The organism is Plantibacter sp. ME-Dv--P-122b (genome assembly GCF_030209375.1).
In the GTDB taxonomy this organism is placed as follows: Bacteria; Actinomycetota; Actinomycetes; order Actinomycetales; family Microbacteriaceae; genus Plantibacter.
Window position 1 is genome coordinate 86,286 of record NZ_JARVSC010000011.1, and the last position, 18,866, is coordinate 105,151.

Here is an 18,866-nt window from a genome sequence, read left to right on the forward strand (position 1 = left end):
CCGGTTCGAGTATCCGCTATCGAAGAACTTCGATCAAAGAACTTTTCACGAGCTAGGATCGACGGAGGAGGTGCGCCATGGACGAGCGACCGCAGAAGGCGACGATCTACGCGGTGGCCAAGCGCGCCGGCGTGAGCATCTCCACCGTCTCCCTGGCCATCAACCACCCGCAGCGGGTGAACGAAGCGACGCGGCGATCGGTCATCGCCGCCGCGACGGAGCTCGGCTACCGAGGTGGTGCCGCCGCGAGCGGTGCTCAGCGGATCGCCGTTGCTGCGCCGTTCTCGAGTTACGCCTCCTACTACCGCCGACTGTCGGGGATCATGGAGCGCGCCGCGACGGACTCGGTCGAGATCGTGGTGCACGACCTCCCCTCTGCAGCGGGCAGCGACAGTCCCGTCCTCGACGCGCTCCCCATGCGTGCGGGGATCGACGGCATCATCGTGATGGGCGTGCCGCTGTCACCGGCCGCGTTGGAGTCGAAGGCGCTCCCCGGCCCGCCCGTCGTCCTCGTCGACGTTCCGGACGGCGCCCAGCGGCGGCTCGGGCTGCCCTCCGTCCTGATCGACGATGAGCGGGGTGGTGAACTCATCGCCCGACATCTCGCGGAGCTCGGTCACGAACGCGTGGTGTTCCTGCACGAACCGCAGCGCTCCGAGGAGTACGTGTCGGCCGGCATGCTGCGGGCGCGTGGCCTCGGCCACACGCTCACCGTCTCCGAAGCCGTGGCCGACGTCACCGCGGCTGACCTCGTCGGAGCCGTCGGTGCTGCGCTCGAGCGGGCGTTCCGGGCCGACCCGCTGGCGACCGCCGTGGTCGCCAACCACGACGAGCTGGCCGCCGCCGCGCACCGGGCGTTCCGCGTCCCCGGCGCGCACCTGCCCGAGGGACGCTCACTCGTCGGCTACGACGACGGACCGCTGGCCTCGGCGCTCGACCTCACGACGGTCCGCCAGCCGTTCGAGGAGTCCGGGTACGCCGCGCTCGACCTCCTACTCGGTCGGCTCTCGGGTGAGCACGCCCGCGTCTCATCGGTGCAGCTCGCACCCGACCTGGTCGCCCGAGGAACTACCGCACGGGTCTGACGTGGGGCCGCCGGTAACCCGCGAGCGGCCGCCGCCGCGACGCTGTTAGCCTCGACGCACGAACACCACCGTTGAGGGAGGAATCGTCATGGGCAACGACGCCGGACGACAGGACCGAGCACGCGCAGGATCGAAGCGGGACGGAGCGTTGCAGCCCGCAGGGGGCGGTGAGGCGGAACCCGTCCTGGTGCAGGATCCGGAGCTGCCGCCGACGGCGGTCGACGAGGCCGACCTCGCCCCGCGATGGACCCCGGCGAAGGTGATCCTGTGGGTCGCCATCGCCCTCCTCGGTGGGCTCGCCTGGACGATGCTCGCCCTCGTGCGGGGTGAGACGGTCAACGCGATCTGGTTCGTCTTCGCGGCGGTCTGCACCTACCTCATCGCCTACCGCTTCTACTCGAAGCTCATCGAACGCAAGCTGCTGCGCCCCGACGACCGGCGGGCGACCCCGGCTGAGTACCTCGCCAACGGCAAGGACTTCGTCCCCACCGACCGCCGGGTGCTGTACGGCCACCACTTCGCGGCCATCGCCGGAGCCGGTCCACTCGTCGGCCCGGTGCTCGCGGCGCAGATGGGCTACCTGCCCGGCACCATCTGGATCATCATCGGCGTGATCCTGGCCGGTGCCGTGCAGGACTACCTCGTCCTCTTCTTCTCGATGCGCCGCGGCGGCCGCTCCCTCGGCCAGATGGCGCGCGACGAACTCGGCGTGATCGGCGGCACTGCGGCGATCATCGCGACGCTCGCGATCATGGTCATCATCGTCGCGATCCTCGCCCTCGTCGTCGTCAACGCGCTCGGCGAGAGTCCGTGGGGCGTCTTCAGCGTCTCGATGACGATCCCGATCGCGCTCTTCATGGGCGTGTACCTGCGATTCATCCGGCCGGGCAAGATCACCGAGATCTCGATCATCGGCTTCGTCCTGCTCATGTTCGCGATCGTCGCCGGCGGCTGGGTCGCCGAGACCGAGTGGGGCGCTGCGGCGTTCACCCTCGACCGCACGGTCATCGCCGTCGGGATCATCGTCTACGGGTTCGTCGCCGCGATCCTGCCGGTGTGGCTGCTCCTCGCACCACGCGACTACCTCTCCACGTTCATGAAAATCGGCACGATCGTCATGCTGGCGGGAGCGATCGTCCTCGTCCGCCCGGAGATCACGGTCCCGGCGTTCAGCGAGTTCGCCGGTGGTGACGCCGGCCCGGTCGTGAGCGGCTCGCTCTTCCCGTTCCTCTTCGTCACGATCGCGTGCGGCGCCCTGTCCGGATTCCACGCGCTCATCGCCTCGGGCACCACGCCGAAGCTGATCGAGAAGGAGCGCCAGACCCGCTTCATCGGGTACGGCGGCATGCTCATGGAATCGTTCGTCGCGATCATGGCCCTCGTCGCGGCACTGTCGATCGACCGCGGCATCTACTTCGCGATGAACTCCTCCGCAGCCGCGACGGGTGGCACCGTCGAGGGAGCGGTCGCCTTCGTGAACTCGCTCGGCCTCGCCGGGGTGAACCTCACGCCCGACGTGCTCACGCAGACGGCGGCGAACGTGGGGGAGGAGTCGATCGTCTCCCGCACCGGCGGTGCGCCGACGCTCGCCCTCGGCCTCGCGCACATCATGCAGCAACTCATCGGCGGCACGTCACTCATGTCGTTCTGGTACCACTTCGCGATCATGTTCGAGGCGCTGTTCATCCTCACCGCGGTCGACGCCGGGACACGCGTGGCGCGCTTCATGCTGCAGGACACCTTCGGCAACATCATCCCGAAGTTCCGCGACCCGGACTGGCGGGTCGGAGCGTGGATCTGCACCGCCGTGATGGTGGCGGCGTGGGGAGCGATCCTCATCATGGGTGTCACCGATCCACTCGGCGGGATCAACACCCTGTTCCCGCTGTTCGGCATCGCGAACCAGCTGCTCGCCGCCATCGCGCTCGCCGTCTGCATGGCGATCGTGGCGAAACGCGGGAACTTCCGCTGGCTGTGGATCGTCGCCGTCCCGTTGGCCTTCACAGCAGTGGTGACGATCACCGCGTCGATGTTCAAGATCTTCTCGCCCGTGCCTGCCGTCGGCTACTGGGCCCAGAACGCGGCGTTCCGTGAGGCCCTCGCGGCGGGCGAGGACAGCTTCGGCAATGCACCGACCCGGGCGGCGATGGAGGCGGTCGTGCGGAACACCACCGTGCAGGGGGTGCTCTCGATCCTGTTCGTGACCCTCGCGATCATCGTCATCTTCTTCGCGATCCTCCACACGGTGCGGTCGTTCCGCTCGGGCGGCGGGCCGAGCTCGGAGGACCCGGCGCTGCCGTCGCGCCGGTACGCGCCGGCGGGGCTCGTCGCCACGAAGGCGGAGCAGGCACTCGAGCGCGAGTGGTCGACCGTGGACGCCGACAAGCGACCCGCGCGGTCGGGGCACTGATGGCCGGCTTGCGGCGGGGCTGGGCGTCGGTGCGGTGGTTCGTCACGTCGCTGATGGGCGACACCGCCTACGTCACCTACGTGGAGCACCAGCGTCGCGTCCATCCCGACGCGGCCGTCCCGGACGAGCGCACCTTCTGGCGCGAGCGCTTCGCGGAGCAGGACCGGACGCCCGGCTCGCGCTGCTGCTGATCGACTGCTGCCGCAGCTCAGGTCCGCGAACGTTGCTTCCAGCCGGTGAGTCGCTGGAAGCGTCTGCCGTCGATCGGGACTGTGCGGTCGGGCAACGAGAATGAGGCTTGGTGGGTTCCGCCGACGACCTTGGTGGTTTGCTCGGTGGCGGCAGCGACGCGCTGGGCGACCATGCCGACCGTCCCGGCTTCCCCCCGAAAGCCCCACACCGTGGTCGTGTACAGGATGGAGCCGTGCTCGGTCGGCCGGACGGCGACGGGCACCGCGCATCGTGCGAACGGTCGGCGCACGCCGAACAACGAGAGGAGCGGCACGACCTCCAGGGCGAATCCACTCCAGTTCGAGGCCGCGTCATCCCCGATGACGGCGTAGCGGATGGCCCAGGGGCCGTCGGAGTACTCCTCGGGAGCCACGGCGAAACCGTCCGTCTGCAGTGCCGAGAGCAGTGCCGTCATGGTGTCGGCCGGCGGGAGCGGTGAAACGACCTCGTGCACGCGCACCATCGATCCCACGGAGAACGCGTGGCCACTCATGCCGGCGCCCCTACTGGTCCACCGCGTGGACGGAGAGGACGACCTGCTCCTCCGGCACGAGCGCCTCGAGGGCCTTGCGAGCGCTCGGGTAGTCGCGGCCCTCGGCCTCGATGGTGCGGGTGGCCGTCGGCCGGAACACCGCAGTGCCGACGAGGTCGCCGTTCACCCGGCCACCGCCGTGCAGCCCGGCGAGGGCGTGCCCGGGCGGGGTGGAGGCGAGGACGGCGGCACGCAGGGCGGCGACGTCGGGTGCGGAGGCTTCGGTGGTGATGGTCGCGCGGTCGCGGACGGTGGCGATGAGCTTCACCTTTCAAGCCTACGGAACGTCGTGATTCCGCCGCACCCTCTCCTGTCCCTGAGGAGGGACCTCCCGAATCCGGTGGTCATCTTCCGGTCCCTGAGCTTGTCGAAGGGCACACGAAGAGACTCTCACAACCGCTCGAACTCAGCATCTGGAATGTCAGTGGTCCATGGTGGACTGGTGTCATGACCGAGACCACCCTCACCGCGACCCTCGTCGGCGACGAATACGCCGCGCAGCTCGCGGAGTTCTCGGACGAGTGGGCCGAGCTCCATCGCCAGCAGGCGGTCCTGGACGCGCGGAAGGCGCGCCTCCTGGCCCGCTCTGCCGCCTATGCGGACGCCTTTGCAGACGCCACGGTCCCGGCCATGTTCCCGCCGGCCGAGCGCCTGGCGCTCTCCCGCCGGTCGACCTGTGCGGCCCTCGCGATGGCGACCCGCACGCCGGAACGGACGATACAGCGTGCGACGAACGACGCCGAACGTCTCGTCAACGACGCACCAGCCGTGCTCGAGTCGCTGGAGGCAGGCCGTATCTCGGTGCGGCATGCACAGGTGATCACGGACCAGCTCTGCGACGTCCCGACCGCGGGCCGGGCGGTGTTCCTCGAACAGGTGCTGCCGGTCGCCGAGAACGCGACCGCCTCGTATCTCCGACACCGCGCCCGAGTGCTCCGCGAGCGGCTCCACCCCGAGTCCATCACCGCACGCTCCAAGCGTTCCGAGGCGGACCGTCGGGTGGAGTTCGAGCCGGCCGCCGACGGCATGGCGTGGGTCCACCTGTTCACCACGGCACCGATCGCGCAGGGCATCGCGGAGCGCATCGAGGCCGCCGCTGCGGAGTCGCGCGCCGCGGGTGACACCCGCACCTGCGCGCAGCTGCAGGCAGACGCCCTCGCGGCACTCGCGCTCACCGGTGTGACCCCGCAAGATGTCATGTCGAGCACGGTCCTTCCGCACCCGATCGAGGTGCAGGAGCACATCAAGCCCACTGTGCAGATCACCGTCCCCGCCCTGAGCCTGGCCGGCGTGAGCGACGCTCCGGCGACGCTCGACGGCTACGGTCCGATCGACCCGGAGACCGCCGCACGCATCGCGGTCAACGCGCCCAGCTTCACCCGGATCCTCGTCCAGCCGGAGTCCGGCGCGGTCCTGTCCGTCGGGCGGAACCAGTACCGCGTTCCGGCCGACCTCCAACGCGCGGTGCGGCTGCGGGACGGCACGTGTCGGGCACCTGGCTGCGGCAGACGCGCCCGGGCGTGCGACTTGGATCACTCGGTCGCGTGGGAGGACGGCGGGACGACGGGTGTCGGCAATCTCGCTTGCCTGTGCCGACATCATCACCGGATGAAGCATCTGCCGGGCTGGAACCTCGACCACGGGCCGGGCGGGGTCCTCGACTGGACGACACCCGACGGGAAGCACCACCGGACCGAACCGGACCCGGCACCGTTCTGACCACCTCCGGCCCCTGAGCCGGTCGAAGGGCGGGTTGCTTGTGGGCACTTCGACAGGCTCAGTGACCGGAGCAGGTCTCCTCGGGGTGTCTCGGTCCCCGAGCTTGTCGAAGGGCGGAAGGGTCGCTCCGGACGCGGCTCGAGGGTGTCCTCCGATACGCTGCCTGCCGTGGAGATCAGGGAGATGCAAGCGGCCTTCGATGACGCGTTCGACCAGGCGGTGGTGTTCCACGGCTTCACGGAGTACATGCGCGACTACGAGATGGTCGTCCAGATCGTCTCCGCTCCGAGTACGGGCATCCCGATGAGGTCCGTGCGCTACCTCTTCGTCAACTGCGTGCAGGCCGACGTGTCGACGGTGCTTCCACCGGACCTCTGGGCGCGTTCGTTGGACGACCGACTGCTCGAGCTCGGCACGGACGTTGACGGGTACGTCTGGGGTGTCAGAGAGCAGGGCCTCTATCCGGGGTTCGAACTGCTGCCTGACTCGGAGATCGCACGGTCCTGGTCGACGTCGGTGGGGATCCCCTTCCATGCGGTTCGCATGCGGTCGAACGCCCACGACATCAGTCTGGTGTTCTCGCACCTCCGCGTCACGGAGCTGGCTCCCGGCTATGCCCCGTTCAGGGTCGAGCCTGCGTAGCCACCGGGACACTCGGGATCGGACTGCGCGCAACGCTCGTGTACCGTCGAGACGAGCGTTGTACCTCAATGCAGCTTGAGGTCGGATCCCGGAAGGCCAGGTGCGACACCGTGCACAGCCCGGACGAGTTGCTCAGTGTCGGCGAGATGAGTCGCCGTACCGGTGTCGCGGTGTCCGCGCTGCACTACTACGAGCGACTCGGTCTCATCGGGTCCGAGCGGACCGCCGGCAACCAGCGGCGATACCCCCGGCACATGCTGCGTCGCGTCGCGCTCATCTCGGTCGCGAAGCGCCTCGGTATCCCGCTCGAGGACGTGGCGGAGGCGTTCGCCGACGTGCCGCTCTCCAGCACCCCGAGTCACGAGGACTGGCAGCGTGCCTCCCGCCGCTGGCAGAAGGTCCTCGAACAGCGCCGCCGCGGGATCGAGCGACTCGAACGTGAGCTCACCGGCTGCATCGGCTGCGGCTGCCTCTCGATGAAGGCGTGCACGCTCCTCAACCCCGACGACGAGCTCGGCGACACCGGCACCGGCGCCAGACGCATCCCGGTCTGAGTGGCGGCGGCCCGGTGTTCAGCCGTCGCGGCGTTGTCCGAACGTGGCTGGATCGACCGGGCGCAGCCGCTTCGGCAGCCCCTCGACGACGAGCAGGTACGACTCCGTGACGAGGTCGTCCACGAACGCCGGTTCGAGCTCGCCGTCCGGCTTGAGCGAGATCCAGTGTCGTTTGTTCATGTGGTAGCCGGGGATGATGTCCGGGAAGGCCTCGCGCAGGCTGTGGCTGTCCTCAGGCCTCGCCTTCAGGGTGACGATGGGTTCGCCCGTCGCCCCCGTCTGCAGCATGAAGACCTTGCCGCGAACCTTGTAGACGTCCCACTCCTCGCCGAACGGGTGCGTCAGCTCCGCGCCGGGGAGTTCAACGGCGCGGCGTGCCGCCCGCTCCTGCAGCTCCGAGCCGTGCATCGTGATCCTCCTCGGTGTCGACGTCAGCTCTGGTCCTGTGCCGGACGGAGCCTTGCCAGGTTCGGCAGCGGAGACCAGGCACCCAGGCGCGGGTAGTCGATCGTCACGCCGGCGACGCCGAGCTCGCCGAAGGAGATCACCCAGTCGATCGCCGCGGGCATCGGGATCGCGAGGAGCGACACCGTGGCGTCCGGCGGGACGAGCCCGTTCGCGTACGCGGCCTCCTGCGCTCGTGTCCCGCTGCTGTAGATGCAGAGCAGGTTGCCGGGCTCAGCGCCGATCGCGTACGGCCGCGGGTTGTCCTCCGGACCACGGTTGATGAAGACCCACCGGTCGAGTGCGGCGACCGCCCGCCAGAGTCGGATCTGTGCGTCGATGTCGTCAGGCGCCGCCCGGCAGGCCTCGTTCAATGCGTCGAGTTCGGCCAGGACCTCGGGAGCGGGTTCGAGGGTGCGGCCCTGGTTCGGTTGTGCTGGGGCGTCGGCGTGCTCATCGTTCGGGCTGTCATCGTTCGGGCTGTCATCGCGGCGGAACGGGTTCTTCATGGTCACTTCCTCGTGGCTCGGGATCCGGGTTCGGGGACGTGGCCAACGCTATCGCAGCGGTCCGGCGGGCGGTCGGATGCTCAGAACGCACTCCCGAAGGCGAGGGCTTCCGCCGCCGCCTGCGCGGGCGAGCCGAAGAACGCCGGGCCGTGTCCGGGTAGCACGACGGAGGCCGGGAGCCCGGCCAGCGTGGTCAACGACTGGCGGGCGCGCTGCAGGTCGCCGTGGAACATCTCGGGGAGCAGCTGCGGCCCGTCGTGGGGGCTGGTGGGGTGCGCGGTGACGAGTGCGTCGCCCGCGACGAGGACGCCGTGCTCGACGAGGAGGAATCCGAGGTGGCCGCGCGTGTGGCCGGGGAGGGGGAGCGGGCGGACCGCGACCCCGAGAGCAGCCCGGAGCTCGGGCACGTCCTCGATCGCGGTGACCGACGTCGGCGGCACGACCTCGAGTCCGCCGGCCTCGACGGCATGGCTGACCCAGGCGGCGACCCCGGGACGCTCGAGGTGGGGTTGGACGTCGGCGAGCCCGACCTGCTCGAGCACCTCCCGGCGGACGTTGGGGATCTCGTCGCGGGACGCGAGGATGTCACACGCCGCCAACCCGGCGATGAATGTCGCATTGCCGATGTGGTCGCTGTGTCCGTGGGTGAGGAGGATCGCCTGCACGTCCTCGACCGCGTAGCCGAGCGCGCCGAGGGTCGCGGTGACGGCCGCGCCGTCGCCGGGGTAGCCGGTGTCGATGAGGACCGGCCCGAGGTCGCCCTCGACGATGATCCAGTTGACGGACGGGCCCTGCACGAGGTGCACCCGATCCGCGACCGTGGTGTTGCGGGTGGTGCCGTTCGGCACGGCGTCGAGGTGCGCGGGGTCGCTCTGGGACATGGGCGTCCTTCCGATTGCGGAGACGGGGTTCGGGGGAGGGGGGTCAGTGCTCGGCAGGTCCGGCGACGAGCCCATGAGCGGCCGCTGCGGCGGTCGTCGTGGCCGCGGCGCCGGCGGGGTCGACGGTCGCGAGGATCGGCCGGATCAGGGTGATCAGTCGCTCGCTGAGCTCGGCCGCATCGTCGTCGCCCACCGTCGTGGTCACGAGTCCGAAGCATGCGTCGAGCAGGACGTCTGCGACGCCGTCGAGGTCCGGGAGGTCGAGATCGTGCGCTGCGGCCTCCATGCGGAGGTTCAGGCGGGTGTAGGCCCGCCAGTCGAACACCGTGTAGACCGGGTCGTCCATCCGTGGCAGTTCGTGCAGGAGCCGGATGGCGCCCATGGCGATGGGGGATCGCTGCGCCTCCTGGGCGGAGGCGAGGATCATCGTCACCCAGCGGAGCGCGCCGTAGGGCGCGCCGATCCGTGCGTCCGCCGCCTGCCATCGTTCGTCCTGCTCCGCGATGACCGCGTGCGCGAGGCTCCGTTTCGACGGGAACAGGTGGTACCCGATGACCGACTTCGGCTTGCCCATGACGGACGCGATGCCGGAGAACGAGGTCCCGGCGTAACCGTTCCGACCGAACTCGAGTCCGGCGGCGTCGATGATCTCGTCGCGGACCTGGCTCATCGCGTACTGGCGCAGACCGCTCACGAGCGCTCCTTCGAGGTGGAGGGCCCGGGGCTCGGGCCGCTAGACGATCGTCTGAGTCAGACGCTCGTCTAGCTTAGACGAGCGTCTGTGAGGAAGCTGAGGGATGCGACGACCGCCCGCTCGCGATCACCCGCGCCCGTCACTCAGGCCGGGAGCGGCTCGATGAGGTGCGGCCCCGTGTTGCGGACGTTGTTCACGTCCCGCGTGACCTCGTAGTGGGTGAGATCGTGGGCGACCGCGAAGGACTCCCGGTCGAGCAGGTGCAGCAGTTGGTCGGTGTCGAGGTGGTCGCCGAGCCAATCGTCATAGCCGTCGGGGGTGAGGCACGCCGGCATGCGGTCGTGGACCTCGCCCGGGGAGACGTGCGCGTCACGGGTGATGATCGCCATCGACAGTCGCCACTTGTCGGGGTCGCCCTCGGCTTTGCCCGGGTCGGGCCAGGCACTGATGATGCCCGCCATCGCCAGCTCGGCCTCGGGGTCGTGGATGAAGTGCGGCTGCTTGCCGGTCTCGGTGACCACCCACTCGTAGTAACCGGTCGCCGGCACGATGCACCGTGCTGATGCGAAGGCCTTGCGGAACATGGAGGCGGTAGCGACCGTCTCCATGCGCGCGTTGATGGGCTGCGGTCGTTGCTTCGCGAAGTCCTTGGCCCAGCCGGGGACGAAGCCCCAACGGGCGCTGGTCGCGGTCCGTTCCTCGTGCCGGGTGCGGACCACGGTCACCTCGGTGGTGGGGGCGACGTTGTAGTCGGGCGCGGGCGCCTCGAACTCGGCCACGAGGTCCGCGAGGAGGGTGGACGTGGAATCGGTGACGACGAAGCGACCGCACATGCGCTCAGCTTAGGAGCGGGGAACCGCGAGGTCGAGGCCTGGACAGGGCCTTGGGACCGGGTCAGGCCGGGCGCCTCGGCCGTCGTCGGAGAAGCAGCACGACCCCGCTCCCGGTGAGCGCCACGGCGAGGACGACGGCGCTGAGCAGGGTCGTCGCCGAGAAGCCGGTCGGCGGGAGGACGTCGATCGCCGCGGCCCCGGCGTCGGCGGTGGGCGCAGGCGGCGTCGGCACCGCGAGCGCGGCGAGGCTCGCGCCGACGTCGATCAGGCCCGCGCCGACCGAACGCTCGGTCGGGATGGAGGGGTCCCAGGGGATGGTGATGGTGTCGAGACGCGCATGGTCGGTGAGTGCTGCTCGCACCTGGTCCGGAGTCAGATCCGGCCGGAGCTGACGGACGAGCGCTGCCGCAGCAGCGACGGTGGGGGCGGCGGCCGACGTGCCTCGGAAGTTGCCGGAGCCGGTGAGGACGGTGGTCGAGACGGGGAGGTCGTCGATGCCGGCCGCGGTCGGGCCGAGGACCGTCACCGGGGTGGGGACGCCGAAGAGGATGGTCGACGGCCCGAGGGAGGAGTAGGTCTCCAGGGTGGAGTCCGCTGCGTCGACGGCGGCGACGCTGAACACCTCCGGGGTCGCCTGATGGCCGAAGAGGGCTCCGCCCACGGTGTCCGTCGCCGTCGAGCGGAAGTACTCCTGTGCGATCAGCTCCGGTCGGCCTGGGAACGGAGTCCAGGTGAGGGCCAGGGGCGGAGCCGCCGCGGTGGGCGTCAGGTGCCGAACGACACTGACCTGCACCGCTGTTTGCTCGGCGTCCGAGAGGTTCTGCAGCGGCGCGGTGCTCGTGGCGAGCTGCGGGTCTGCCGCTGGGAAGGGGATCGTCCGGTCCTCGAGCGACAGCACGTACTCGAAGCTCGTGGACAGCGCGCCGTCGGGCTCGCCCCAATCGAGCGAGCCGACCATGATCGAACCGGCCGGCAGCGTGACCCCCATGGCCGCATCGACCGCATCACCGGGGTCGAAGTCGAGGCAGTCGACAGAACCGGCGTCGAACAGCTCGGCGACGTTCTGCGGGCAATCGGTGGGACGGTAGCGGTCGGTCGCCCAAGAGCCGATGGGGAATCCGGCACTCGGGAAACCGGGTGCGCCCGGCACGGCGAAGTTGCCGGCCGCGGTGACGGCGAACACACCGGCGTCGACCGCCCGCCGGATGGCAGCCTCGCCGGGGCCGGTCCGGTAGCGACGGTCCTCGCCACCCTGCACGTCGTCGACGATGACCGAGGCTCCGTTGGCGACGAGCAGGTCCACGGCGGCAGGGTACCCGGCGCTGTCGGACGCGAAGAGGATCTCGGCCCCGGGAGCGATCCCGTGCACGAGCTGGGCCATCGCCCGCCCTTCGTCGTCCTGGTCGACCGGTGGGTCGTTCAGGATGGAGACCGGCGTCACGTACCCACAGGGATTCCCCGGCCCGGGGAGGAGCCCCGCGGTGATGTCGGCCGCGACGGCCTCCGCTCCGGCGTTGCCGAAGGATCCTGAGATGATCCCCACCCGGACGCCGGTGCCGTCGACGCCGAACCCCGTCTCGGCGTCGCCGGCGTTCAGGAGTTCGACGGCAGGTGCCGGGAGCGAGCGGCAGCCGGCCGCGGTCGCGGCGGGGACAGCCGCTACCGGGAGCGCGCCGGCTCCGACGGCACCGCAGGCGAGGACGATCGCCAGCGCACCGGACACCCTGCCGCGAAGCACACCCATGGTCACTCCTCATCGCGGCGGCCGCCCCCACGGCGGCCGGCCTGAGGAGATCGTGACAGAGGATCTCCTCAGGCCGGCGGTTCTTGCGGAAAACGGATCACCGGCGCCGCGAGCAGGACCGTCGTGGACTACCGCTCGAGGCCGGCCCGCGCGTCCCGGCGGGTCTTCGCGAGCGAGGCGAGCGTCGCCACGGTGATGGTCGCGGCGATGAAGAGCAGCGAGAACCAGATCGGGATGTCGGGGATCCAGTCGAGGTGCTCGCCGCCGTTGATGAACGGCAGCTCGTTCACGTGGAGGGCGTGGAACACGAGCTTCAGGCCGATGAAGGCGAGGATGACGGCGAGGCCCTGGGCGAGGTAGACGAGACGTTCCAGCAGGCCGCCGATCAGGAAGAACAGCTGGCGGAGGCCCATGAGCGCGAAGGCGTTCGCGGTGAACACGATGTACGCCTGCTCGGTGAGGCCGTAGATCGCGGGGATCGAGTCGACCGCGAACACGAGGTCGACGAACCCGATCGCGACGATCGTCAGCAGCATCGGCGTGAAGAAGCGCTTGCCGTCGATCTTCACCGAGAGTCGGTCACCGTGATAGGTGTCGGTGATCGGGAGGATGCGTCGGGCGAATCCCACGACCTTGCCGTTGGCCGGGTCGCTCTCGTGGCTGCCGAACGCCTGGCGGTACGCGAGGAACAGCAGCAGCGCGCCCATCAGGTAGAAGATCCAGGAGGAGTTCTCGATGAGTGCGGCGCCGACGGCGATGAACGCACCGCGCATGATGAGCGCGATGATGATGCCGATCATCAGCACCTTCTGCTGGTACGCCTTCGGGACGGCGAACCCGGCCATCACGATGAGGAAGACGAACAGGTTGTCGATCGAGAGCGCCTTCTCGGTCAGGTACCCGGCGAAGTACTCGCCGCCGTACGTCCAGCCGGAGACGAGGCCGATGCCGACGCCGAACAGCAGGGCGAGGCTGACGTAGAAGATCGACCAGCGTGCCGACTCCGCGATGGTCGGTTCGTGGGGCTTCCGCACGTGCGCGAAGAACTCGTAGACGAAGAAGAGGATCGTGACACCGATGGTGATGATCCAGATCAGCGGGGTGACGGCCATTGTGGCTCCAAGGGCTCGAGGACGGGACTCCGACGCGATGGTCGGAACACGGTCTTCTCCACTCTCGATGAGAGCCGACACCCCGGGACCCGATGGCGGATCCGTACTGACGAGCATGTCGCGAAGGAGTACTCCCCCTGCTCCGACCATCGTACGGGCGGTGTGACCCCGCGCCCAGGCCCGGGGCCGGACTCCCCGGGGTTTCCCACCGGACCTCGGGTTCCTCCCAGGATCACGCGGGCAGGACGATGACCTTGCCGGAGATGCGCCCGGCGGCGGCCTCGGCGTGGAGCGCGGGCAGCTCGGCGAGCGGGATCCGGCGCGTCACCTCGACCGTGAGCGCTCCGTCATCCACGAGGGACACCAGGGCCCCGAGACGGTCGCGGTTCCGGAGGACGAAGACCGTCGCCGAACGGACCCGACGTGTGTCGTCGCCAGGCGTCGGCATCCATGCGGTGGTGCTCACCACCGCGCCACCGTCGCGAACGAGCGCGATGAGCGCCTCAAACTGCGCCGGGTCGATCGGAGCGAGGTTGAGGAGCACGTCGACCGGCTCGGAGACCGCACCGAGGAGGTCGGACGCCGTGTGATCCACCACCTCGTCCGCTCCAGCGGCCCGGACGGCCGCCTCGCTCCGCGGGCTGGCCGTCGCGATGACGTGTACCCCGGCGCGCTTCGCGAGCTGGATCGCGTACTTGCCGACGACGCCACCGGCGCCGACGATGAGGACTCGCTGACCCGACTCGAGCCCGCCGTCGTCGAACAGCGCCTGCCAGGCGGTCAGCGCGACCGAGGGGAGTGCTGCGGCGTCCGCGAGCGGGATGGTCGTGGGCGCTGCGACGACGGCGTCGGCCGGCGCGATGACGTACTCCGCCGCGCCACCGTCGAGCTCCATCGGGAGGAATCCGATGACCGCGTCGCCGACCGCGAGCCCCTCGACGCCGTCGCCGAGCGCGTCGATCGTGCCCGACACGTCGTACCCGGGGACATGGGGGAGCTGGACCGGGATCGGCAGGAAACCCGCCCGCATCCCGTTGTCCGCCGCGTTGAACGCCGAGGATGCGACGCGGACGCGCACCTGCCCCGCGGCCGGAGTCGGCTGCTCGATGTCCCCGTAGTGGAGGACCTCGGGCCCGCCGACCTCGTGGAACTGTACTGCCTGCATGATGCTCTCCTTCGGTCATAGTGCTTCGAACTCGAAGCAACTGATCAGACCGTAACACTGCTTCGAACTCGAAGCAACACCTAGAATGGACGCATGTCCGAAACGCCTGAATCCCTCACCCCGACCCAGCTCGGCGCGTACTTCGCGTTCACCGAGGTGAGCAGCCTCCTGCGGCCGGCGGTCGAGCAGCAGCTCCGCGAGGCCGGCGAGTTGAGCTACGTCCAGTTCCAGTTGCTGGCGCGCCTCGGTGATGCGCCGGACGGTCATCAGCGCATGACGGATCTCGCGGACGGCGTGGTCTACAGTCGCAGCGGGCTCACCTACCAGGCGCAGTTGCTCGAGCAGCGTGGGCTCATCACCCGCTCGCCGTCACCTGACGACGAGCGCAGCACGGTCGTGGCGATCACGACGGCCGGCCGGGACGTGCTCGCCGCAGTCTTCCCCGGCCACATCCAGGCCGTCAGGGACCTGCTCTTCGCGACGCTCGACGACGCCGACGTCGGCGAGCTCGCGCGCATCCTCGGGCGGGTCAGCGAGCACCTCCGGGCTGCTCCGCCACGCTCGGCAGGACGTCGTCGGAAGGCGTGATCGCGGCTGTGATCAGCGGCGGGCTTCGAGGAGTGACACGAACTCGTCCGCCATCGCGAGCTGCTGCTGCAGCTTGGTGCGTCGCTCGGCCGCGTCGGTGATGAAGCCGTCGAGGATCGCGCGGGTGTCGTCGTCGGGTGCGGTGTCCATGGCGTCGATGACCCGGAGGAGTTCGGCCATCTCCTCGAGCGAGAAGCCGAGGGGTTTCATGCGCCGGATGAGGATGAGCCGGTCGTAGTCGTCCTGGGTGTACAGCCGGAAGCCACCCTCGGTGCGCGCTGAGGCCGAGACCAGGCCGACGTCGTCGTAGTGCCGCAGTGTGCGGAGCGAGAGTCCGGTGCGCTCGGCCAGTTCGCCGATGTGCATGGTGGTCTGTTCGCTCGTCACGGTCGCCTCACTTCAAATCAACCCTTACGTTAGGGTAGAGTTATCGATGGCGGCCGATCGGGCCGCATCTCCCCACCATTCTCCCGCGCGTGACGTCCCCGCGCGGTCGGTGGCGTGCGCACCGCAGCGCCGGACCCAGACATTCCCATCCGGTCCTCGCGCTGAGGACCCCGACTCCGACAGGAGCACTCATGGCCACCGGCCTCACATCCGCCGCACCGGACGCCACCGTCCTCTCCGCCCTCCGCAGCCCCCGCATCCTCACCAGAGAGGTGCTGGCGGGCCTCGTCGTCGCGATGGCACTCATCCCGGAGGCGATCTCCTTCTCGATCATCGCGGGCGTCGACCCGCAGGTCGGGCTGTTCTCCTCCTTCGTCATGGCCGTGGCGATCGCCTTCCTCGGTGGCCGCCCGGCGATGATCACGGCGGCCACGGGAGCGATCGCCCTGGTCATCGCCCCGGTCGCCCGCGAACACGGCCTCGACTACTTCATCGCCACGGTCATCCTCGGCGGTGTCTTCCAGGTGATCCTCGGTCTCCTCGGCGTCGCGAAGCTCATGCGCTTCATCCCGCGCAGCGTCATGGTCGGATTCGTCAACGCCCTGGCGATCCTGATCTTCACCGCCCAGCTCCCGAACCTCATCGGCGTGCCGTGGCTCGTGTACCCACTCGTCGCGGTCGGCATCGTGGTCATGGTCGTCATGCCCCGCCTCACGAGCGTCGTACCGGCGCCGCTCGTGGCGATCGTGCTCATCACCGCGGCGACCGTGGTCACCGGACTGAACGTGCCGACCGTCGGCGACCAGGGCGAACTGCCGCGCAGCCTGCCGGCCCTGTTCATCCCGAACGTGCCGTTCACGCTGGAGACGTTCGCGATCATCGCGCCCTACGCTGCCGCGATGGCATTGGTCGGGCTTCTCGAATCGCTCATGACGGCCAAGCTCGTCGACGACGTCACCGACACCCCGTCGGGCAAGACCCGCGAGTCGCTGGGCCAGGGGATCGCGAACGTGCTCTCCGGGTGCTTCGGCGGCATGGGTGGCTGCGCGATGATCGGCCAGACGATGATCAACGTGAAGGCCTCCGGCGCGCGGACGCGGATCTCGACCTTCCTCGCCGGCGTGTTCCTGCTGGTCCTGGTCGTCGCGCTGGGCGACGTGGTCGCGGTCATCCCCATGGCCGCCCTCGTCGCGGTGATGATCATGGTGTCCGTCGCGACCTTCGACTGGCACAGCATCCACCCGAGGACCCTGCGCGCCATGCCCCTCGGCGAGACCGTCGTCATGGTCGCCACGGTCGTCGTGGTGGTCCTGACGCACAACCTCGCGATCGGTGTCGTGATCGGTGTGATCGCCGCGATGGTCGTGTTCGCGAGGCGGGTCGCCCACCTCGCCTCCGTCGAGCGCACGGTCGACCTGTCGGCCGCGACGCCCACCGCCCGGTACACCGTGACCGGCGAGCTGTTCTTCGCCTCCAGCAACGACCTGACGACGCAATTCGCCTACGCCGACGACCCGGAGCGGATCGTCATCGACCTCTCGCAGTCGCACGTCTGGGACGCATCGACCGTCGCCGCCCTCGACGCGATCACCACGAAGTACGAGCGTCGCGGGAAGCGGGTCGTCATCGAGGGGATGAACGACGCGAGTACGCGGATCCACACCCGGCTGGCCGGCAAGCTGACCGGCGGTCACTGACCGCCGGTCGTGCCGGCGCCTGCGTCCGGCTCAGTCGAGCGGGACGCCGAAGTCGCCCGCGATGCCGGCCAAACCAGTGGTGTAGCCCTGGCCGACGGCACGGAACTTCCACTCCGAGTTGTACCGGTAGATCTCGGCGAACAGCATCGCCGTCTCCTGCGAGGCGTCCTCGGTGAGGTCGTAGCGGACGATCTCCTGCTGGTCCTGGTCCATGACCCGGCAGAAGGCGTCGCGGACCTGGCCGAAGTTCTGGCGGCGGTTGTCGGCGTCGTGGATCGAAACGGCGATGACGATGCGCGAGACATCCGGCTCCACCGCGCGGAGGTCGATCGTGATCTGCTCGTCGTCGCCGTCACCCTCGCCGGTGCGGTTGTCGCCCTGGTGCACGACCGAGCCGTCGGGCGTCGACATCTGGTTGTAGAAGATGAAGTCCGCAGGGCTGCGGATCTTGCCGTTCTCGGCGACGAGGATGGCGGAGGCGTCGAGGTCGAACGCGACGCCGACGGTGGTGCGCGGGTCCCACCCGAGACCGACCGTGGCGATGGTCAGCCCTGGGCTGGTCTTCGTGAGCGAGAGGTTGTTGCCTTTGGAGAGGCTGAGGCCTGCCATGGGTGTGTTCCTTCGAGAGTGCTCGGTGATGTTCGAACCTCCATCCTGCCCTGTTCCGGCTGAGTTTGGAGTGGGTTGTGGAGGATCGACCAGCTCCCCCACGGCGGCAGCGGTCGTCAGGCGCCGTCCACTCCGGGGGAGCCGGCCGCCGTGACCTCGTCGAGCGGCACCTCCTCACGGGCGACCGCAGCGGCGACGTCACCGAGCCGCCGCTGGCGGGTGCGTGCGTACTGCCGGATCATCCCGAAGGCCGTGTCCATGTCGACACCCGCCGCACGGGCCAGATACCCCTTCGCCTGTTCGATGGCGACCCGGCTGTCGAGTGCGCGTTGGAGTTGCTCGGTGGCGAGCGTCGCGTTCTCGATCGTCCGCTGCTGGAGGAGGCTGATCGTCGCGACATCGGCCAGCGCCTGGGCGGCGCGCGCGTCGGCGCCGTTGAGAGCGCCCTCGGTCTCGCGGAACAGGTTCAGTGACCCGACGGTCGTGTCGCGGAGCCGCATGGGGATCGCGTGGACGCCCGCGTATCCGCGTTCCTTCGAGGCCTCCGCGAACCTCGGCCAGTGCTCCTGGAGTTCCTCGGCGCTCTCCGCCGTCACCAGTCGACCCGTCGTCACCGCCGCGATGCACGGACCCTCGCCCGCGTTGAGCTGGAGCAGGCCGATGAACTCGCTCCGCTCGCTCGTGGACGCGACGACCTGCAGGACGTCGTCGCGGTCGGCCAGGTGGATGGCCCCGGCGGCGGCGTCGAACAATTCGACCGCCCGGTCGACCAGCGTCTGCAGCACGTCGACGACGTCGTAATCGGCGACGAGGCTGTCGGTGAGGGTCACGAACGTCTCGATGAGCCGTGCTTCGCGGGTGTCGTCCATGGCGGTGTCAGTCCTCATCTGTTGATCGGCGGATCAACCGTAAACCGAGGCCGACGGTCGTCCTTGACCGCCGGTGGTCGACACTCGCCCACTCGGATTTGCGCGGGGTCGCGAGACCGTTCTACGCTGAGCGAGCGCTGCCCCAGACCCTGGTTGCCGGA

Annotated in this window: 21 protein-coding genes; 8 read left to right on the forward strand and 13 right to left on the reverse strand. The window is 69.5% G+C overall.

What is annotated here, in order from left to right:
* The first annotated feature begins 77 nt into the window (after nucleotides 1–77).
* The 3 genes from QRN19_RS17555 (at nucleotide 78) to QRN19_RS17565 (ending at nucleotide 3,686) form a co-directional block, all read left to right on the forward strand.
* Nucleotides 78–1,085 carry a LacI family DNA-binding transcriptional regulator gene (locus QRN19_RS17555; protein WP_285028512.1) on the forward strand — a complete coding sequence of 336 codons (1,008 nt, stop codon included), beginning with the start codon at nucleotides 78–80 and terminating at the stop codon, nucleotides 1,083–1,085.
* A gap of 88 nt (nucleotides 1,086–1,173) precedes the next feature.
* Complete coding sequence (locus QRN19_RS17560) at nucleotides 1,174–3,495, forward strand: carbon starvation CstA family protein (protein ID WP_285028513.1); 2,322 nt, start codon at nucleotides 1,174–1,176, stop codon at nucleotides 3,493–3,495.
* The gene (locus QRN19_RS17565) at nucleotides 3,495–3,686 is read left to right on the forward strand and encodes a YbdD/YjiX family protein (protein ID WP_285028514.1); all 192 of its coding nucleotides are present in this window, start codon (nucleotides 3,495–3,497) and stop codon (nucleotides 3,684–3,686) included. The genes QRN19_RS17560 and QRN19_RS17565 overlap by 1 nt, the downstream gene beginning before the upstream one ends.
* A 17-nt stretch (nucleotides 3,687–3,703) precedes the next feature.
* On the opposite strand, the gene QRN19_RS17570 is transcribed toward QRN19_RS17565, so the two are convergent.
* Nucleotides 3,704–4,219, reverse strand: coding sequence for a hypothetical protein (locus QRN19_RS17570; RefSeq protein WP_285028515.1), 516 nt, complete (start codon nucleotides 4,217–4,219; stop codon nucleotides 3,704–3,706).
* Between the two features lie 10 nt (nucleotides 4,220–4,229).
* The gene (locus QRN19_RS17575) at nucleotides 4,230–4,526 is read right to left on the reverse strand and encodes a hypothetical protein (RefSeq protein WP_079704698.1); all 297 of its coding nucleotides are present in this window, start codon (nucleotides 4,524–4,526) and stop codon (nucleotides 4,230–4,232) included.
* Between the two features lie 179 nt (nucleotides 4,527–4,705).
* On the opposite strand from QRN19_RS17575, the gene QRN19_RS17580 reads away from it, so the two are divergent.
* From QRN19_RS17580 to soxR, 3 genes are all read left to right on the forward strand, one after another.
* Nucleotides 4,706–5,977, forward strand: coding sequence for an HNH endonuclease signature motif containing protein (locus QRN19_RS17580; protein ID WP_285028516.1), 1,272 nt, complete (start codon nucleotides 4,706–4,708; stop codon nucleotides 5,975–5,977).
* Nucleotides 5,978–6,145: 168 nt separating this feature from the next.
* The gene (locus tag QRN19_RS17585; protein WP_285028517.1) at nucleotides 6,146–6,619 is read left to right on the forward strand and encodes a YxiG-like protein; all 474 of its coding nucleotides are present in this window, start codon (nucleotides 6,146–6,148) and stop codon (nucleotides 6,617–6,619) included.
* Between the two features lie 110 nt (nucleotides 6,620–6,729).
* Nucleotides 6,730–7,173, forward strand: coding sequence for a redox-sensitive transcriptional activator SoxR (gene soxR / locus QRN19_RS17590; protein ID WP_502928331.1), 444 nt, complete (start codon nucleotides 6,730–6,732; stop codon nucleotides 7,171–7,173).
* Between the two features lie 18 nt (nucleotides 7,174–7,191).
* Here soxR and QRN19_RS17595 read toward each other — a convergent pair whose 3' ends face one another.
* From QRN19_RS17595 to QRN19_RS17630, 8 genes are all read right to left on the reverse strand, one after another.
* Nucleotides 7,192–7,581, reverse strand: coding sequence for an MmcQ/YjbR family DNA-binding protein (locus tag QRN19_RS17595; RefSeq protein WP_285028519.1), 390 nt, complete (start codon nucleotides 7,579–7,581; stop codon nucleotides 7,192–7,194).
* A 23-nt stretch (nucleotides 7,582–7,604) separates the two neighbouring features.
* The gene (locus tag QRN19_RS17600; protein ID WP_285028520.1) at nucleotides 7,605–8,126 is read right to left on the reverse strand and encodes a hypothetical protein; all 522 of its coding nucleotides are present in this window, start codon (nucleotides 8,124–8,126) and stop codon (nucleotides 7,605–7,607) included.
* Between the two features lie 80 nt (nucleotides 8,127–8,206).
* On the reverse strand, nucleotides 8,207–9,007 hold the full coding sequence (locus QRN19_RS17605) for an MBL fold metallo-hydrolase (protein WP_285028521.1): 801 nt from the start codon (nucleotides 9,005–9,007) through the stop codon (nucleotides 8,207–8,209).
* Nucleotides 9,008–9,050: 43 nt separating this feature from the next.
* Nucleotides 9,051–9,701 (reverse strand): TetR/AcrR family transcriptional regulator, encoded by a 651-nt coding sequence (locus QRN19_RS17610; protein ID WP_285028523.1) that lies wholly within the window; start codon nucleotides 9,699–9,701, stop codon nucleotides 9,051–9,053.
* Between the two features lie 143 nt (nucleotides 9,702–9,844).
* On the reverse strand, nucleotides 9,845–10,534 hold the full coding sequence (locus QRN19_RS17615; protein ID WP_285028524.1) for an SOS response-associated peptidase: 690 nt from the start codon (nucleotides 10,532–10,534) through the stop codon (nucleotides 9,845–9,847).
* Between the two features lie 61 nt (nucleotides 10,535–10,595).
* Entirely contained in the window at nucleotides 10,596–12,278 is a 1,683-nt protein-coding gene (locus QRN19_RS17620; protein WP_285028525.1) for a S8 family serine peptidase, read from the reverse strand.
* A gap of 128 nt (nucleotides 12,279–12,406) precedes the next feature.
* The gene (locus QRN19_RS17625) at nucleotides 12,407–13,390 is read right to left on the reverse strand and encodes a TerC family protein (protein WP_285028526.1); all 984 of its coding nucleotides are present in this window, start codon (nucleotides 13,388–13,390) and stop codon (nucleotides 12,407–12,409) included.
* 232 nt (nucleotides 13,391–13,622) lie between these two features.
* Nucleotides 13,623–14,555, reverse strand: a complete 933-nt coding sequence (locus QRN19_RS17630; protein ID WP_285028527.1) for an NADP-dependent oxidoreductase — start codon at nucleotides 14,553–14,555, stop codon at nucleotides 13,623–13,625.
* Between the two features lie 93 nt (nucleotides 14,556–14,648).
* Here QRN19_RS17630 and QRN19_RS17635 point away from each other — a divergent pair, with 93 nt between their 5' ends.
* A complete protein-coding gene (locus QRN19_RS17635) occupies nucleotides 14,649–15,143 on the forward strand; it encodes a MarR family winged helix-turn-helix transcriptional regulator (protein ID WP_285028528.1) in 495 nt (164 codons plus the stop codon).
* Nucleotides 15,144–15,155: 12 nt separating this feature from the next.
* Here QRN19_RS17635 and QRN19_RS17640 read toward each other — a convergent pair whose 3' ends face one another.
* Nucleotides 15,156–15,509 (reverse strand): MerR family transcriptional regulator, encoded by a 354-nt coding sequence (locus QRN19_RS17640; RefSeq protein WP_064295101.1) that lies wholly within the window; start codon nucleotides 15,507–15,509, stop codon nucleotides 15,156–15,158.
* A 212-nt stretch (nucleotides 15,510–15,721) separates the two neighbouring features.
* Here QRN19_RS17640 and QRN19_RS17645 point away from each other — a divergent pair, with 212 nt between their 5' ends.
* Entirely contained in the window at nucleotides 15,722–17,227 is a 1,506-nt protein-coding gene (locus QRN19_RS17645) for a SulP family inorganic anion transporter (protein WP_285028529.1), read from the forward strand.
* Nucleotides 17,228–17,257: 30 nt separating this feature from the next.
* Here QRN19_RS17645 and QRN19_RS17650 read toward each other — a convergent pair whose 3' ends face one another.
* Together QRN19_RS17650 and QRN19_RS17655 are read right to left on the reverse strand one after the other, a co-directional pair.
* Nucleotides 17,258–17,836 carry a TerD family protein gene (locus QRN19_RS17650; RefSeq protein ID WP_085512164.1) on the reverse strand — a complete coding sequence of 193 codons (579 nt, stop codon included), beginning with the start codon at nucleotides 17,834–17,836 and terminating at the stop codon, nucleotides 17,258–17,260.
* A 116-nt stretch (nucleotides 17,837–17,952) separates the two neighbouring features.
* Entirely contained in the window at nucleotides 17,953–18,723 is a 771-nt protein-coding gene (locus QRN19_RS17655; RefSeq protein WP_285028530.1) for a GAF and ANTAR domain-containing protein, read from the reverse strand.
* Nucleotides 18,724–18,866: the final 143 nt, after the last annotated feature.